This window comes from Nocardioides luteus (genome assembly GCF_014648595.1).
Lineage (GTDB): Bacteria > Actinomycetota > Actinomycetes > Propionibacteriales > Nocardioidaceae > Nocardioides > Nocardioides luteus.
Genome location: NZ_BMRK01000016.1, coordinates 1 through 16,008 on the forward strand (window position 1 = coordinate 1; position 16,008 = coordinate 16,008).

Sequence of the window (16,008 nt, forward strand, 5' to 3'; positions counted from 1 at the left end):
TCGAGAAACACTCAGAGATCGGGTCGGCGGCGAACCTGGGAACGAAAACGCGGTCGCTGATCGATGTCCGCTCGAAGGGTGGTCTCGACAAGCTCGACCACCGGGGGCTCAGGTCTCGACAAGCTCGACCACCGGAACCGAGCATCATCCGATCGGCTATCTGATCGTGGCTGGTTGCCAGATGGGCGCGCGGGCGGATGAGGACATCGTTGAGGGCATGAAGAAGACAACGAAGATTCAAAAGCCTGTCCGCGTCGTCGCCACCTCTTTCGCCGCGCTGGCGGCGGCAGCGGTTCTTGCTGCTTGTGGGGCGTCGGGGGAGGCGGCTGCTAGCGACACCGAGCAGAAGGGCGGGTCGGGTCAGGTTGAGGCGGCCGCGAAGACGCCGGCTGAGGTTCTGGCCTCGACTGCTTGGGAGACCACGGGCGCGGTCGACCAGGATGGGGAGGAGGTGCCGCTCGAAGACGAGGATGTTGCCACCTTTGTGGGGTGGGCGTACTTCGACGGGGACGGCACTTTCCGGATGTACGAGCTCGATGACAACCCGAAGATGCAGGGTGACTGGTCGGTCGACGCGGCGGGGAGCACTCGGCACATCGTCGCGAAGGACGAGGCGGGTGAGGTGATGTTCGAGAGGGACTCCGACATCGTCACGTTGACCGAGGACGAGTTCACCTACCGCGTCTTTCCCGACGAGAAGGACAAGTCCGTCTACCTCGACATCGTCCACACACCCACCGACCACGCCGAGCCGGCCAGCTGACCCGGCCCGAGCCCGCTGACCCGGCCCATCCGGGTCAGCGGCCGACGAGGCCGGACTCGTAGGCGAGTACGACGAGCTGTACGCGGTCGCGGGAGCCGGTCTTGGCCAGCAGGCGGCTGACGTGGGTCTTCACGGTGGCCTCGGCGACGACGAAGGCGTCGGCGATCTCGGTGTTGGACAGGCCGCGGCCGACGAGGGTGAGCACCTCGCGCTCGCGCTCGGTCAGCATCTCCAGGCGGCCCTCGGGGGCCGACCCGACCGCCGCCGGCGCGGAGGCGGCGAAGTGCTCGAGCAGACGCCGGGTGGTGCTGGGGGCGACGACGGAGTCGCCGGCGTGCACCGTCCGGATCGCGGTGAGCAGGTCCTCGGGGCGGGCGTCCTTGAGCAGGAACGCCGCGGCGCCCGCGCGGATGGCGGCGAAGGCGTACTCGTCGAGGTCGAAGGTGGTCAGCACGATCACCCGCGGTGCGCCGTCGCGACCGGCGATGAGACCGGTCGCCTCGACGCCGTCCATCCGGGGCATGCGTACGTCCATCAGGACCACGTCGGCCTCGGTGCGGCCCAGCGCGGCGACCGCCTGCTGACCGTCGTCGGCCTCCCCGACGACGGTCAGGTCGGGCTGGGAGTCGATGAGCATCCGGAACCCGGCGCGTACGAGTTCCTGGTCGTCGACGAGAAAGACACGGATCATGGCACCACTCATAGCGGGAGTCTTGCGTAGACGCGGAACCCGCCGCCCGGCGCCGGGCCGGTCTCCAGCGTTCCGTCGTGAGCCGAGATGCGCTCGCCCATCCCGACGAGCCCGAGTCCGCCCGACCCGGCGACCTCGTCGGCAGCCGCGCCGCGACCGTCGTCGGTGACCTCGATGTCGAGGCTGTCGTCGACGGCCGTGACCGACACCCGGGCGGCGGCACCGGGCCCGGCGTGCTTGCGTACGTTGCTGAGCGCCTCCTGCACGACGCGGTACGCAGTCAGCGCGACCCCCTCCGGCACCGACGCGTCCAGTCCCGAGAGCGTCGCGGTGACCGTCGCGCCGCCAGCCTGAGCCTCCTCGACCAAGGTGGCGATGTCGCCCAGCCGCGGCTGAGGCCGGGTCATCACGTCCCCGTCCCGCAGCAGCCCGAGCAGCTGGCGCATCTCGCGCAGCGCCTCCCGCGCGGTCTGCGCGACGGTCTCCAGAGCCTTGGGCGCCAGTGCCGGGTCCTGCTCCGCGGCATAGCGCGCACCGTCGGCCTGCACCACGATCACGCTCAGCCCGTGGGCCACCACGTCGTGCATCTCCCGCGCGATCCGCGCCCGTTCTTGCGTAGCGCCCAGCTCGGCGCGCTGCTCGGCGTCGCGGCGCAGCTGCTCGTTGCGCTCGATGAGGGAGTCGACGTACGCGGCGCGGGTGCGGACCATCACACCCAGCGCCCACGCCGCGATCGGGAAAGTGGCGAGCGAGACGCCCACCATGACGTACGTCTTGGTATCCAGGAAGCCGTTGCCGCCGTCATCGACCGACGAGACCCAGTCCCACGACGCCAGACCGGCGCCCAGCAGACCGACGGCGAGCGCCGCGTACCCCCACCGCGGACGCGCATAGCGGGCGACCGAGTAGACCGCGATCGGCAACGAGACCTGCGAGGCCAGCGGATAGTCGAGGAGCAGCACCTGCAGGCCGCACGCGCCGGCGATGAGGGCGAAGACGATCACCGGGTGGCGGCGACGCCAGATCAGGGGTACGAGCTGGACCAGCACGAGGACCAGGTCGGCGACGTAGCCGTCGCTCTGAACGTCCCGCGCCGCGTCACCGCTCAGCAGCACCTGCGCGACGTAGAACGGGATGATCAGAGAGAGGGTCCCGAGAAGGACGGCGTCGAACCACCACTGCCCCCGCGGGCCGAGCCGCCAGGGGCGCACCAACTCCTCCACGCTCCCACCGTAGAGGAGAGAATGGGGCCTCGACGTCAGCCCGGGGACGGATGTCACGGTCAGACCAGGGGCGGACTAGAATCCAGAGGCTGGCGATGGACTTCGCCGCTCGTTCGGTGCTTGGAGGACTCGTGGAGGCAGTGCGCTACGTCGCGATCGGTGACTCGTTCACGGAAGGTGTCGGCGACGAGATGCCCGACGGCCACGTACGCGGCTGGGCCGACCTCGTCGCCCAGGGCTGGGCGGCGTCGGGGACCCGGGTGGAGTACGCCAACCTCGCCATCCGCGGACGCCTGATCCGGCCGATCGTCGAGGAGCAGTTGCCGGCAGCGCTGGCGCTGAAGCCGACCCATCTCTCCTTCAACGGCGGCGGCAACGACATGCTGCGTCCCAAGGCCGACGCCGACGTGATCGCCGGCCACCTCGACACCGTGCTCGAGGCGTGCGACGCCCACGGCATCAAGCTGATCCTGCTCTCCGGAGCCAACCCGTCCGCGCGGCTCCCGCTCGGCAAGCTCTTCCAGCGCCGCGGCGACCTGCTCTGCGACCTGGTCGAGCAGCGGATCGCCCACCGTGACGACGTCATCCGCGCCTACAACTGGCCCGACACGACCCTCATGGACCCCCGGTTCTGGTCCGAGGACCGCCTCCACATGAACGCCCGCGGCCACCACCGCGTCGCCGCCCGCGTCCTCGACTCGCTCGGTGTCGACGTCCCCGAGGGCTGGTGGGACCTCGACTTCGAGGCGACGCTCGGCAAGAACGGCCTGGCCTACTACCGCGAGTTCGTCGGCCCCTGGATCCACCGCCGCCTCACCGGTCGCTCCTCCGGCGACGGCCGGGCCGCGAAGTTCCCGGCCTGGACCCCGATCGGCGACTGACGCCTCGGCCGACCCGGCTGACGCCTCGGCCGACCCGGCTGACGCCTCGCCCGACTCAGCTGACGCCTCGGCCGACCCAGTTGACGCCTCGGCCGACGTACGTGACGGCTCGGCGGGTCAGGACCAGTGGCGACGGATGACGGCGGTGACGTCGAACGGGTCCGCGCCACGCTGGGCGGTCAGCACCCCGGCGCCCTCGGGGGCGCCGGTGTAGAGCAGGCCGGAGCCGCCGACCCAGTGCTCCCAGGCGCCGAGGAACTCCTTGGCGTCGGCGGCGCGACGGCCGAGAGCGGTGGGGACGGCGTGCCAGGCCTCGGCCTCGGCGGTGTGCCGGCCCGAGACCCCGAGCCGCAGGGCCTGGAGCATGTCGAGGTCGCCCACGACCGGCCGCGAGACCAGGTAGCGGGGCGCGGCGATCGGCGAGACCGCCTCCTCGAGCGAGGTGGCGAAGAGTGCCGATTCTTCCTCGGGTACGCCGGCCAGGTGGAGCCGGTAGCTGCCGTCGGTGTCGACGGCGATCTCCAGCCCGTCGGCGCCTACCGAGGTCTGACCGGTTGCCTTCAGAGCGTCGGCGACGGCCGCACCGACCGCACCGACGGTCGGCCGCCGGCGCAGCTGGGAGCCGATCCGGGTGCCGTCGCGGTAGACGTTCGCCGTCCACAGCGCCCAGACCACCAGGACCACGCCGACGAGCACCGAGACCGGTCCACCGACACCGGCGACCAGCGCGACGAGCAGACCGAGGCTCAGCAGCCCCGCGGCCGCCAGCACGCCCTTCGCCGGCAGCCGCCACTCCGGGACCTTCCCGCCCAGCAGCCGGAAGCCCGGCGGCCGCGGCGCGAGCACGACACCGGCCGGCACCCGCAGCGCACCGGCCCGACGCAGCCGGACCCTGACCGTGCGGCCGGCGACGTCGGCGTACGGCTCCCCGACCCGCCACCGCTCCCGGATCGCCGCGCGGTCCTCGGAGCGGGCGACCATGCGAGCGTTGACCGCGTCGAAGTCGGACTCCAGCGGGGCTGCGTACGGGGAGAACGACTCGTCGATGTGGCCGACGCCGTCGACGATCGAGCCGTCCTCGTCGGCCCCGAAGTAGCCCAGATGCTTGCGCACGAGACGCTTCCAGTCGTTGTCGCCGCGCGGGTGGTCCTCATCGACGCAGACGACGGTCCAGTTGACCGCGACCTTGTCGCTCCGCTCCGGATCCGTACGCAGCGACCGGCCGCGCAGCTGCACGACCGCTGTCGCGGTGGTGGCGGCGGTGAGGTCGACGATCCCGGTGACCGAGCGGGCGTCCCACCCCTCCCCGAGCAGCCCACGCGTGCCGACCAGCACCCGGCAGCCGCCGGCCTCGAAGAACCGGGTCACGTGGCCGACCCACTGCCGGCTGCGCCAGCGTCCGGTGAGCGTGGCGTAGTCCTCCCCCGGCTCGACCGTCAGCCCATCGGCGAGCGAGGCGTTGGTCTCGGCGATGAACGCGACCAGCGCCTCCAGGGTCGCCGACGGCCCGGCGACGGTCGAGCCGGTGACCAGCAGGACGTCGTCGTGAGATCGACACAGCGTGGCGAGCACCGCGCGGGCGGAGCCGGCCTGCTCGGCGATCACCCCGCGCAGGTCCATCGGCAGCGTGGCCGAGGCCCGCTCGTGGTCGGTGACGACGAGCAACCGCAGCGAGTCGCCGTGGGCCAGCCGCTCGTGGTCGACGATGGCCGAGGTCGCCGTGGTCTTCGCCTCGGAGCGCGCCAGCACCCGGTCGACGGGCGAGCGGCCGGCCCGGATCCCACGGCGGGTCAGCGTGTAGCCGACGGCGGGCAGCGCCTTCCTGATCGCATCGAGCGCCTCCTGGTCGGCGGGCTCCTCCGAAGTGGACAGGTGGCCGCGAACCCAGTCACCGATCAGCGCCACCCAGTCCTCGGCCGACGGGTCGCGCCGGTGGGCCTCGGTCATGGTCGCGCCGTCGGGAAGAGCCAGCAGCCCGCGGTGGTGCGCCCGCAGGGCTGCCGTGGCCAGGTCGGGCAGCATCCTGGTGATCTCGGCCCACGACGGCGCCCCCTCCGAGCGCGTCACGAACCGCCGGTCGAGCCAGGTCAGGAACGGCACGCTGCCGAGGTCGGCGGAGGTCAGTGCGGTGAGCAGCTCCTCGAACCGCTCCGCGCTCCCCCGCAGCCACTCCCGCTCAGCCGGAGTCGGCGTGGTCAGCCAGACCAGGTCGGCGAAGGGCGCCAGGTCGCCCTCGCGGACGACGGCGGGGATCGAGGTCGAGAAGACGATCTCCCCGAAGAGGAGACCGACCAGCGCCGACTCGTCCTTTGTCAACGCCTCCGGCGGGGTCGCGGTCAGCCCGAGCACCCGGGCGTCGGGCAGCAGGAGAAGGATCTCGCCCAGCAGCTCGCCCCACACCTCGAGCAGGTGATGACACTCGTCGAGGATCAGCAGCAGCGGCCCGGCGCTCCGCAGCGCGGAGACCAGCGCCCGGCCGTTGTCGTGGAGCCGGGCCAGGTGGCTCTCGCCGGTCTCCTCCTCGTCGTCGGGGTCGCCGAAGACAGCCACCGACTGGTAGGTGAGCGACGTGAGCGGAGCGCGGAGATCACGCGCGGTGGAGGCCGACAGCCCGAGCGCCGAGGCCTGCCGCCGCCACTGCCCCTGGATCGCGGTGTTGGGGCTGAGCACGACCACCTTCGCCCCGTCGGCGATCGCGTCCCGAGCGGTCTCCAGCCCGACCAGGGTCTTCCCGGCACCCGGCGGAAGCACGACCCAGGCGCGCTCCCGGCCGGCGGCCCACGCCGCACCGAGCGCGTCGAGCGCTCGCTGCTGGTGGACCCGGAGCCTCACAGCTCGACCCGGGTGATCATCCCTTGGGCGGCGGCGACGAGCTTCGAGCTGCCGTCCTCGGCGACCGCGAAGACATCGGCGCGGGTCAGAGCCTGCCTGCGGGTCTGGTTGAGCACCTCACCGACCGCGAGCAGATGGTCGCCCTGCGCCGGCCGGATGAACTCGATCGAGAAGCCGCGCGTGGTCACCGCCGGCCCGAGCACGGTGCCGCCGGCGAACGCGAGCGCGTTGTCGGCTGCGTACGCCAGGACGCCACCGTGCACGAGCCCGAACTGCTGCAGCAGCTCGGGTCGCAACGGCACCCGGAGCGTCCCGGACCCTCGGTCCAGCTCGACCACCGAGGCGCCGATCAGCTTGCTGAACGGCTGGTTGGCCAGTGTCTCGCGGGCCTCCTCGAGGCTGATCGCAGGTGTCTCCGCCATGGCTGAAACCTACCCGGCGGACCCATCTCGCGGCTCGGGATGCGTCCGGCTAGGCCGCGGTCGCGAAGGCCGCCTCCGACTCGGGGTTGCGCGCGACCGAGCGCCGAGCGAGGTTGAACGCGACCGCGCCGAGGAGCGAGGTGGCCACCATGGTGATCGCGAGCGGCACCGCGGTGTGCTCACCGGCGACCGCACCCAGCGGCGAGGCCAGCCCGCCACCGAGGAACATGATGCCGCCCATCAGCGCCGAGCCGGCGCCGACCGCGGGCCGGGCCTGCTCGATCGCCAGCGCACCGGTGTTGCCCATGATGAGGCCGACGCAGGTCGTGACCATCAGGATCGGCAGCAGGATCAGCGCCTTCGGCACCGGCAGCAGCGCCACGACCAGCACCAGCATCGCACCGAGCGCGAGCAGCGGCTGCGCGAAGCGGACGACCTGCGCGGGGTGCACCTGCCGCTTCGCCAGCCGCGCCGAGACGAGTCCGGCGAGGGTGAGGAACGCGGCGTTGACGGCGAACCCGACGCCGTAGACGGCAGCCGAGGTGCCGATCACCGACTGGTAGAGGAACGAGGAGGAGGAGACGTACGTCATCAGGGTGGCGAACGTGAGCGACTGGGTCAGCGTGTAGCCGAGGAACGCGGGCTTGGCCAGGAGACGGCCGAGGTCGGCGTACTCGACCCTGCTCGTGCGGCGCTCGACGGGCAGGCTCTCCCGGATCACCAGCACCACGCAGACGACCTGGGCGACTGCGATCGCGGCGACGATGCCGAGCACCCCGCGCCAGGGTACGAAGCCGGCCAGCGCGCCGCCGAGGACCGGCGCGACGATCGGCGCGATCCCGCTGATCGACATCATGATCGACATCGCCCGGGCGGCGGCGAAGCCGTGGAGCACGTCGGCCACGATCGCCCGCGCCATCACGATGCCGGCGGCAGCCGCGAGCGCCTGCACGAAGCGGGCCACCATGAGCAGCTCGACGGTGGGCGCCAACGCCGCCAGCACACCGGCGACCGCGGCGACGACCGAGCCGATCAGCAGCGGCCGGAGCCGGCCGAACCGGTCGGAGATCGGGCCCCAGGCGATCTGACCGAGCGCCAGGCCGATCAGGAACGCGGTCAGGGTGAGCTGCACGTCGCTCGCTGCGGCACCGAGGTCGGAGCCGATCTGCGGGAAGGAGGGCAGGTAGAAGTCGATCGCAAGCGGCGCTGACGCCGAGAGCAGGGCGAGGGCGAGCAAGAGCCGCGGCGGGACTGACGTCACCGAGTGGACCTCCGAGGAGAAGATTGGTTGAAAGAGACAACCAAACGAACACCGGAGGTCCGCCGGGCATTCCTCACCAGAGCGTGATCGACCTCTCCAGTATTCCCGCCAGGTCCTCCGGCGAGGGCTCCTTCGGTGCGGTGGCCAGGAGACGCTGCTGCTTGAGCGCACCTTCGACCAGGTCGGGGACGTCTCCGGCGGTGTAGCCGACCTCGCCGATCCCGGCCGGGATGCCGATGTCACGCATCAGGTCGGCAAGCACCCGCGGCAGCAGGTCGCGCGGCTCCACGCCCGACTCGTCGACGCCCGGCGCGAGCAGGCGGGCCGCCTTCAGATGGCGGTCGGGAGCGGCGTCGAAGGTGTAGCGGAACGCCTCCGGCGCGGTCAGCGAGACCGCCATGCCGTGCGGCACCATCGGCTCCGCTGCCGGGTAGTCCTTGGGGTGGAAGTCGCGTACGCGGCCTGCGATCGGGTAGGCGCAGGCGTGCGGGATGTGTACGCCGGCGTTGCCGAAGCCGAGCCCGGCGAAGGTCGCCGCGAACGCCATGTCACCGCGGGCGATCGTGTCGTCGCCGTGCGCGACGGCTTGGCGGAACGAGCCGGCCAGCAGCGAGAGCGCCTTCTCCGACCACATGTCGGAGATCGGGTTCGCGCCGCAGTAGGGCACCCGCTGGGCGGGCTCCTTGCGGTCGTAGGAGGTGTAGGGACGAGCGGTGTAGCTCTCCAGCGCGTGGCAGAGGATGTCCATCCCCGACGCGGCGGTCACCCCGGCCGGCTGGGTCATCATCAGGTCGGGGTCGACCACGGCGAGCGCGGGCCGCAGGCGCGCGTGGGAGATCCCGGTCTTCACCTTCAGGTCGAGCACGTCCAGGACGCACACGGTCGTCGACTCCGCACCGGTCCCGGTGGTGGTCGGCACCGCGACCAACGGCAGCAGCGGCACCTTCGGCGCCAGCGCCTTGCCGACCGGGGCGTTGAGGTAGTCCATCAGGTCGCCGTCGTTGGTGGTCAGCAGGTTCACCGCCTTCGCGGTGTCGATGCTCGACCCGCCGCCGACCGCGACGATCGCGTCGAACGGGCCGTGCTCGCGGGCGTACGCCACCGCCGTGCGCATGCTCTCGTCGGTGGGCTCGACGTGGACGCCGTCGAAGACCACCGCGTCGACCTCGTACGTCCCCATCTGCTCGGCCACGCGCTGCGGGAGCCCGGTGGCGGAGATGCCGGGATCGGTCACGACCAGCGCCCGCCGGGCGCCGAGCGATGCCAGGTCGTAGCCGATCTCGGCCGACGCCCCGGTGCCGAACTTGAGCTGCGGGGAGCCATAGGTGAACACGGTCTCGGATGTGGCGCGCGTCATGTGCGCACGATAGCCGCCGGCCCGAAGGGCCGACACGGGTCTCATCGCCCAACGGCGCTCGGGCGGTCGTTCAGGCGATGGTGAAGGCGACCTTCCGAGCCGCGACGTCGGCGGTCTCCAGGCGCACCTGGACCTCCTCGCCCAACGGCAGCGGCGAGCTGCCGGTCACGCGCGCCTCGATGGCAGGCTCCTCGACGGTGATCGAGCCCTTCTGCTTGTCGTCCTCGTCGACCTCGACGACCACCGCGTCGAAGGTCTCCCCGACGCGGTGGGACAGCAGCCCGGCCTCGACGAGATCGACCACGCCGCGCTCGTAGGCGCCACTGTTGCGCGAGGAGGCGCGCATCGTCTCGGGGAGCGTCGTGAACGCGGCGATCACCCATTCCGGCACCGGCTGGTCGGCGCAGAGCGTGAGGCAGACCTCACCGGCGTAGCGGTCGATCAGCCGGCGCAACGGCGCGGTGACGTGCATGTACTCGTTGGCCAGCGCGGAGTGCTCGGTCAGCTCGGGGAGCTCACCGTTGAACGAGGCGTACCCGCTCCCGCGCAGCAATCGGGTGCAGGCGATCGCCATCGCCGCGTGCTTGCCGTTCTTGCCGTCCAGCGAGCGGATGAAGTCGGGGTAGAGCATCTCCGCGGGCCACTCCAGGCCGAGCGCGCGGGCGGTGCGGTGGAGCCGCTGGACGTCTCGGTGGTCGGGCTCGGGAAGGGTCCGCAGGAGTCCCACCCGGGCGTAGACCATCAGGTCGGCGGCAGCGAAGCCGGTGAGCAGCGAGATCTGCGCGTTCCAGTCCTCGACGGGCAGCATGTCGCGGTACTCGAGCGACCACTGGTCGCCCTCCACCGAGATCTCCTGGTCGCGCAGCGGCAGGTTGACGCCGCCGCGGGCGGCCTCCAGGGCGATGCGCTTCTCGCCGATCTCCTTCAGCAGCGCGAGCGACTCGGCGTAGTCGGTGTCGCCGAACCCCTCGCCGTCGAACATCTCCTGCACGCCGTCGTAGGAGAGCTTCGCGCGCGAGCGCACCAGCGCGCGCTCGACGAAGGTGTCGGTGCCCTCGCCGGTGGCATCGAGCTTGTGGGTCCACAGCAGCGCGGGACGTACCTGGTCGGGGAGGAGCGAGGCGGCGTCCTCGGAGAGCACCTTGGGGTGGAGCGGGATCTTCGCGTCGGCGGCGTAGAGCGTCTCGCCGCGCTTGTTGGCCTCGACGTCGATCGGGTCGCCGGGCGAGACGAAGGCGGCCACGTCGGCGATGGCGTAGTGGACCACGTAGCCGTCGCCGTCGCGCTCCAGGTGGAGCGCCTGGTCGAGATCCATCGACGACTCCGGGTCGATGGTCACGAACGGCAGGTCGGTGCGGTCCAGCTCGGGGAGCCTGGGGTTCGCGGCCGCGGCGGCCGCGGCCTCCTCCACCTCGGGCGGGAACTCGGCGCTCACCCCCAGCTCTTCCTGGAGCGCGGCGATCCCGTCGCGGAGCGTGGTGGCGGCGACACCCTCGTCAGCCCTGGCCACCCGGATGATGCGTGCGGAGCCCATGGCGAGCACTGTAGTGGTTATTTCTTCTTCTTCTTGGAGTCCTTGTACGCCTTGTGGAGCGCCGCGGCCTCCTTGTCGAACGCCTTCGGGTTCCCCTTGAAGGCGTCGAACTGTCCCCACAGCTGCTTCGTCGAGCCGTTGTGCCTCTTCGCCGACCTGTTGATCTTCGCCAGCGCCTTGCGCTGGGACGGGGTCAGCGAGCGCTTCGCCTTGATGTGCGCGGAGCGCGCCTTGGCCTTCTTCGAGACGTCCTGGATCAGCCAGAAGGCGCCGAGAAGCGCGACCACGACGAGGAGAGCGCTCACGTCGGAGGAGGACGTGGACTCGGCAGCCAGAACGGTCACGGCTGGACCTCTCGGTGGGGGTTGGGATCGAACCGATCAATCTAGATCCGCGCGTCACCCCAGGTCACGAGCGATTTGAAAGATACCCAATCCTCGATTCGGCCATCCCCGCGCCGGGCGGCACCATTGTCCCCGTGCTGATCCTGCTGCCGCCCTCGGAAGGAAAGACCGCGCCCGCACGCGGCAACCCGCTCGCGCTCGACGACCTCCGCCTCCCGGTGCTCAACCCGGCGCGCACCAAGGTCATCGACGCCCTCGTCGAGCTCTGCACCACCCGCCCCGATGAGGCCGTCGACATCCTCGGCATCCCGAAGACCCAGCCCGAGCTCGTCGCCGCCAACGCTGCTCTGCTGGACGCACCCGCGGCGCGCGCCGACCGGATCTACACCGGCGTCCTCTACGACGCCCTCTCCCCCGCGACCCTCTCCCCCGCTGCCAAGCGCCGCGCGACCGGCCGGGTCATGGTGACCAGCTCGGTGTTCGGCCTCGTCGGCCTGGCCGACCGCATCCCTGCGTACCGACTCTCGGGCGACACCACCCTCCCCGGCATCGGCGGCATCCAGGCCCACTGGCGCGCCCACCTCGGCCCCGGCCTCACCGAGGCCCTCGGCGACGGCCTCCTCGTCGACCTCCGCTCCGGCACGTACACCGCCTTCTGGCGTCCCGACGAGGTCGGCGACCGCACCGCCACCGTCCGTGTCCTCCACGAGCACAACGGTCAGCGCAAGGTCGTCAGCCACTTCAACAAGGCCACCAAGGGCCGCCTCGTCCGCGCCCTCCTCGAGTCCGGCGCCAACCCCCGCACCCCCACCAAGCTCGCCGAAGCCCTCCGCGACCTCGGCTGGCACGTCGAGGAGACCCAGCAGAAGAAGATCACCCAGCTCGACGTCGTCGTCACCGACCTCTGACCCTTCCCGCCGAGTCGGCGCAAGAGCCGTCAGAAGATTCCTGCGGCGAAGGGGTCGCGGGAGACGGGGAGGCCGTTGAACATACGCATGGAGGCTCGGCCGTCGGAGAAGAAGGAGATGACGGTGACGGAGGCGGGGGCGAGCTCCATGTTGAAGGCGCCGACCAGCGGGGCGCCGAGGGCGGAGGCGACGAGGAGCTTGATCGGAGAGACGTGGGAGGTCACCACGACGGTCTCGCCGGCGTGATCGGTGAGGACACGGGCGAGGGCCTCCTTGACGCGTACGTCGCACTCGGCGAAGGACTCACCACCCGGAGGGGCGACCTCGGGCGAGCCCATCCAGGCCTTCATCTCCTCGGGGAACTTCTGCGAGACCTCGCCGAAGGTCAGGCCGTCCCAGGTGCCGAACTCGAGCTCGGCGAAGCCGGGCTCCTCGACGATCCGGGCGCCGAGTACGCCGGCGACGAGCTCGGCGGTCTCGACGGTGCGCAGCACCGGGGAGGTGATCACGGTGTCGACCGAGTCGGCCAGGGGCCGCAGCCACTCCGCGGTCAGCAGCACCTGCTCGCGACCCTCCTGGGCCAGCGGCGGGTTGTCGCCGCCGAGGCCGCCGGAGAAGGCCTTCGTGGTGGTGTGCTTGGTGACGCCGTGGCGGACGAGCACGAGCGTGGTCGCCTCGGCGCCGGCCGCCCAGCCGCGCGAGGCCTTCGTGCTCACAGGCCGGACTCGGCGGTGCGGACGAGGATGCGGGAGCACTCCTCGCAGCGCACGACCTCGTCCGCGGCGAGACCCCGGATGCGGGAGATCTCGGCCGGGTCCAGCTGAATGTTGCAGCCGCCGCAGCGACGGGCGCGAAGCTCGGCGGCGCCGACGCCCATCTTCGAGCTCAGCCGCTCGTAGAGGGCGATCAGGTCATCGGGGATGCCCTCGAGCGCCGGGGTGCGCTCCTCGGCGACACCGGCGAGCTCGGTGTCGATCTTCGAGGTCTCCACGTCGACGGAGTCGACCGCGACGGCGAGCTTCTCGGTGATCTCGGCGAGCTCGGCCTCGAGCCGCGCCACGGTCGCCTGGGCCTCCTCGAGCTGCTCCATGACCTCGAGCTCCTCGTCCTCGAGCACCGAGATCCGGCGGTCGAGGTTGGCGAGCTCGTGCTGCATGCGCTCGAGATCCTTGGCGTTGCCGATCGCGCCGGAATCCATCCGCTCCTGGTCGCGCCGGCGGCGGGTCTTGACCGCCTCGACGTCGGCGTCGGCCTTCTTCTGCACCCGTTCGAGGTCGTCGCGGGCGACCCGGGCGTCGCGTACGGCATCGTCGGTCGTCTTCTTCGCCGCCTGCAGCTCCGCCACGACGGCGGCCTGCGGCAGATGCGCACGACGGTGGCGGAGCTGGAGCGCACGCGAGTCCAGCTCACAGACGTCGAGCAGCTTCACCTGGGCGAACGGGTCGGCTTTCAGCGGATTCTCCTCATGATCAGTGTCGAGCTCACAGGCTCAAGGTCCACGGGTCGGTGACGATCTGCGAGACCCGGGTCTCCACCGTATCTCCCCAGGCGGCTTCGAGTCGCCTCGCCAGCACAGGTAGCCAGGTCCACTCGGCTGCCCAGTGCGGGATGTCGATCAGCGCACCGCCCTTCTCCACGAACTCCGAGGCCGGATGGTGGCGCAGATCGCTGGTCACATAGACGTCGTACGCAGCCACCTGGTCGAGCAGGAAGTCGCCCGCTCCGCCGCACAGCGCCACCGAGGACACCGGTCGGTCGAGGTCCCCGGCGACCCGGATCCCGCCCGCGGTGGCCGGCAGCGCCGCGGCCACCGTCTCGGCGAACGCACGCAGCGTGGTCGGCTCCACCGTCCCGGAGCGACCGGTGCCGACCTCGTCGCTCGCCCCCGGAACCAGAGGTTTCAGCGAGCGCAGCCCGAGCGCGAGCGCCAGCGACTCCGAGACTCCGCCGATCGCCTGGTCGGCGTTGGTGTGTGCGGTCAGCAGCGCGCACTGCGCGGAGACGAGGGTGGAGAGGGTGCGCCCCTTCGGGGTCGTCGGCGCGAAACCGTGCACGCCCTTGAGGAAGAGCGGGTGATGGACCACGACCAGGTCCGCGCCCCACTCGGCCGCCTCCTCGGCGACCGGCAGGGTCGGGTCGACGGCGAGGAGCACCTTCGAGACAGGCTGCTCGGGATCGCCCCAGACCAGACCCACCGCGTCCCAGTCGTCGGCGGTGGCAGGCGGATACCAGTCGTCCAGCAGCGATGTGACGGCAGACAGTGTCGGCATGGTGTAACCCTAGATCCCCGCCCAGGCACCACACGCAGCGGCGATGCCATACACGGAATCGGGTTCGTAACCGTTCCTTTACAACCGATTCCGTACTTTTCGCGGAATCCTGTGGTGGAATGCAGCGCTAAGTGCACAATCGACTGGAGCAGCGATGACCACGAAAGCATCCCCGGACCTGCCCTCCGGCTCGGTGAGGATCAGCGGTCTGACCAAGACCTATGGTCAGGCCACGGCGGTCGACGGCCTCGACCTGGAGATCCGCGCGGGTGAGTTCATCTCGTTGCTCGGCCCCTCGGGCTGCGGCAAGACCACGACGCTGCGGTTGATCGCCGGCTTCGAGAAGCCCGACTCCGGCAGCGTCCTGATCGGCGGCAAGGACGTGGTCCGGCTCGCGCCCTACCAGCGCGACGTCAACACCGTCTTCCAGGCCTACGCACTCTTCCCCCACAAGTCCGTCGCGGAGAACGTCGCCTACGGACTCCAGCAGCGCAAGACCCCGCGCGCCGAGATCCGCGAGCGGGTCGTCGAGGCGCTGCGGATGGTGCGGATGCTCGACTTCGCCGACCGCTCCCCGACCCAGCTCTCCGGCGGCCAGCAGCAACGCGTCGCGCTCGCCCGCGCGCTGGTCAACCGCCCCGGCGTGCTCCTCCTCGACGAGCCCCTCGGCGCCCTGGACCGGCAGCTGCGCGAGGAGATGCAGCTCGAGCTCAAGCTGCTCCAGTCGCGGCTCGGCATCACGTTCGTCTTCGTCACCCACGACCAGGGCGAGGCGCTCGCGATGAGCGACCGGATCGCGATCATGCGCGCCGGCCGGATCGAGCAGCTCGCCGACGCCGAGACCGTCTACAACCAGCCCGCCAGCGCGTACGTCGCCGGCTTCGTCGGCCAGCAGAACTTCCTGGATGGCGAGGTCAGTGCCGACGGCACCACCGTCGAGACCCCGCTAGGCACGATCGAGGGCCCCGCGAAGCCCGACGGGAAGCCCGGCGAACCCCACCAGGCCGCCGTCCGGCCCGAGCTGATCGCCATCGAGCCCGGCACCGTCACCGAGGCACGCAACAGCGTGGCCGGCGAGGTCCTCCAGGTCTCGCTGCTGGGCGAGGTGATCCAGTACCTCGTCCGGGTCACGGGCGAGACCAGCCTCCTCGTCCGCCGCCCCACCCACGGCGCCGTCCGGCTCTCCCCCGGCAACCGGGTCGTCTGCGGCTGGGCCGCTGAGGACGTACGACTCTTCCCTCTCGGTGCCCCACCCGACCCGTCGACCGCTAGGAGTCCACAGTGAACAAGTCCGTCAACAGAGGTGGCGACGTACGCATCCTGGCCAGCCATGCGGGCGCGCGGGCGATCCGACAGGAGCTCTCCCGGCGGCGCTTCCTGAGCCTGGCCGCCCTCGCGGGCGTCGGCGCCGCGCTCAGCGCCTGCGGCTCGGGCGACGGTGGCGCCTCCAGCGCGGTCGAGCCCGGCGCCGGGGCGACCTTTTTTGGGCGACTACGACGCCCCCGAGGTGATCGACGCCTTC

General features: G+C 71.2%; 15 protein-coding genes and 1 pseudogene. 5 read left to right on the forward strand and 11 right to left on the reverse strand.

Annotation, left to right across the window (positions count from 1 at the left end; genetic code table 11):
* A partial coding sequence (locus tag IEY81_RS18015) for a DUF4822 domain-containing protein (protein ID WP_229787970.1) occupies positions 1 to 763 on the forward strand: 763 nt, incomplete at its 5' end.
* A 34-nt stretch (positions 764 to 797) separates the two neighbouring features.
* On the opposite strand, the gene IEY81_RS18020 is transcribed toward IEY81_RS18015, so the two are convergent.
* Positions 798 to 1,466 carry a response regulator transcription factor gene (locus tag IEY81_RS18020; RefSeq protein WP_189119880.1) on the reverse strand — a complete coding sequence of 223 codons (669 nt, stop codon included), beginning with the start codon at positions 1,464 to 1,466 and terminating at the stop codon, positions 798 to 800.
* Positions 1,463 to 2,677 (reverse strand): sensor histidine kinase, encoded by a 1,215-nt coding sequence (locus tag IEY81_RS18025; protein ID WP_189119881.1) that lies wholly within the window; start codon positions 2,675 to 2,677, stop codon positions 1,463 to 1,465. The genes IEY81_RS18020 and IEY81_RS18025 overlap by 4 nt, the downstream gene beginning before the upstream one ends.
* A gap of 131 nt (positions 2,678 to 2,808) precedes the next feature.
* Here IEY81_RS18025 and IEY81_RS18030 point away from each other — a divergent pair, with 131 nt between their 5' ends.
* Positions 2,809 to 3,558, forward strand: coding sequence for an SGNH/GDSL hydrolase family protein (locus IEY81_RS18030; protein ID WP_229787971.1), 750 nt, complete (start codon positions 2,809 to 2,811; stop codon positions 3,556 to 3,558).
* A gap of 117 nt (positions 3,559 to 3,675) precedes the next feature.
* On the opposite strand, the gene IEY81_RS18035 is transcribed toward IEY81_RS18030, so the two are convergent.
* The 6 genes from IEY81_RS18035 to IEY81_RS18060 form a co-directional block, all read right to left on the reverse strand.
* The gene (locus IEY81_RS18035) at positions 3,676 to 6,390 is read right to left on the reverse strand and encodes a DEAD/DEAH box helicase family protein (RefSeq protein WP_189119883.1); all 2,715 of its coding nucleotides are present in this window, start codon (positions 6,388 to 6,390) and stop codon (positions 3,676 to 3,678) included.
* Positions 6,387 to 6,812, reverse strand: a complete 426-nt coding sequence (locus IEY81_RS18040; RefSeq protein WP_189119884.1) for a PaaI family thioesterase — start codon at positions 6,810 to 6,812, stop codon at positions 6,387 to 6,389. The genes IEY81_RS18035 and IEY81_RS18040 overlap by 4 nt, the downstream gene beginning before the upstream one ends.
* A gap of 49 nt (positions 6,813 to 6,861) precedes the next feature.
* Complete coding sequence (locus tag IEY81_RS18045) at positions 6,862 to 8,073, reverse strand: multidrug effflux MFS transporter (protein WP_189119885.1); 1,212 nt, start codon at positions 8,071 to 8,073, stop codon at positions 6,862 to 6,864.
* A gap of 73 nt (positions 8,074 to 8,146) precedes the next feature.
* A complete protein-coding gene (locus IEY81_RS18050; protein ID WP_189119886.1) occupies positions 8,147 to 9,430 on the reverse strand; it encodes a hydroxyacid-oxoacid transhydrogenase in 1,284 nt (427 codons plus the stop codon).
* 70 nt (positions 9,431 to 9,500) lie between these two features.
* Positions 9,501 to 10,964 (reverse strand): RNB domain-containing ribonuclease, encoded by a 1,464-nt coding sequence (locus IEY81_RS18055; protein ID WP_189119887.1) that lies wholly within the window; start codon positions 10,962 to 10,964, stop codon positions 9,501 to 9,503.
* A 17-nt stretch (positions 10,965 to 10,981) separates the two neighbouring features.
* Positions 10,982 to 11,308 carry a hypothetical protein gene (locus IEY81_RS18060; RefSeq protein ID WP_189119888.1) on the reverse strand — a complete coding sequence of 109 codons (327 nt, stop codon included), beginning with the start codon at positions 11,306 to 11,308 and terminating at the stop codon, positions 10,982 to 10,984.
* Positions 11,309 to 11,442: 134 nt separating this feature from the next.
* Between IEY81_RS18060 and yaaA the strand changes: the two genes are divergently transcribed.
* Positions 11,443 to 12,216, forward strand: a complete 774-nt coding sequence (yaaA, locus tag IEY81_RS18065) for a peroxide stress protein YaaA (RefSeq protein ID WP_189119889.1) — start codon at positions 11,443 to 11,445, stop codon at positions 12,214 to 12,216.
* Positions 12,217 to 12,245: 29 nt separating this feature from the next.
* Here yaaA and IEY81_RS18070 read toward each other — a convergent pair whose 3' ends face one another.
* The 3 genes from IEY81_RS18070 to IEY81_RS18080 are packed head-to-tail and all read right to left on the reverse strand — an operon-like array spanning position 12,246 to position 14,486.
* Positions 12,246 to 12,932 (reverse strand): histidine phosphatase family protein, encoded by a 687-nt coding sequence (locus IEY81_RS18070; RefSeq protein WP_189119890.1) that lies wholly within the window; start codon positions 12,930 to 12,932, stop codon positions 12,246 to 12,248.
* Complete coding sequence (locus IEY81_RS18075; RefSeq protein ID WP_229787972.1) at positions 12,929 to 13,645, reverse strand: zinc ribbon domain-containing protein; 717 nt, start codon at positions 13,643 to 13,645, stop codon at positions 12,929 to 12,931. Before IEY81_RS18075 ends, IEY81_RS18070 begins: the two co-directional genes overlap by 4 nt.
* Positions 13,646 to 13,697: 52 nt before the next feature.
* Positions 13,698 to 14,486 carry a Nif3-like dinuclear metal center hexameric protein gene (locus IEY81_RS18080; RefSeq protein ID WP_189119891.1) on the reverse strand — a complete coding sequence of 263 codons (789 nt, stop codon included), beginning with the start codon at positions 14,484 to 14,486 and terminating at the stop codon, positions 13,698 to 13,700.
* Between the two features lie 154 nt (positions 14,487 to 14,640).
* On the opposite strand from IEY81_RS18080, the gene IEY81_RS18085 reads away from it, so the two are divergent.
* Entirely contained in the window at positions 14,641 to 15,771 is a 1,131-nt protein-coding gene (locus tag IEY81_RS18085; RefSeq protein WP_189119892.1) for an ABC transporter ATP-binding protein, read from the forward strand.
* Positions 15,768 to 16,008: pseudogene (locus IEY81_RS24295) on the forward strand (hypothetical protein); the annotation flags it as partial. The gene IEY81_RS18085 and the pseudogene IEY81_RS24295, both read left to right, overlap by 4 nt.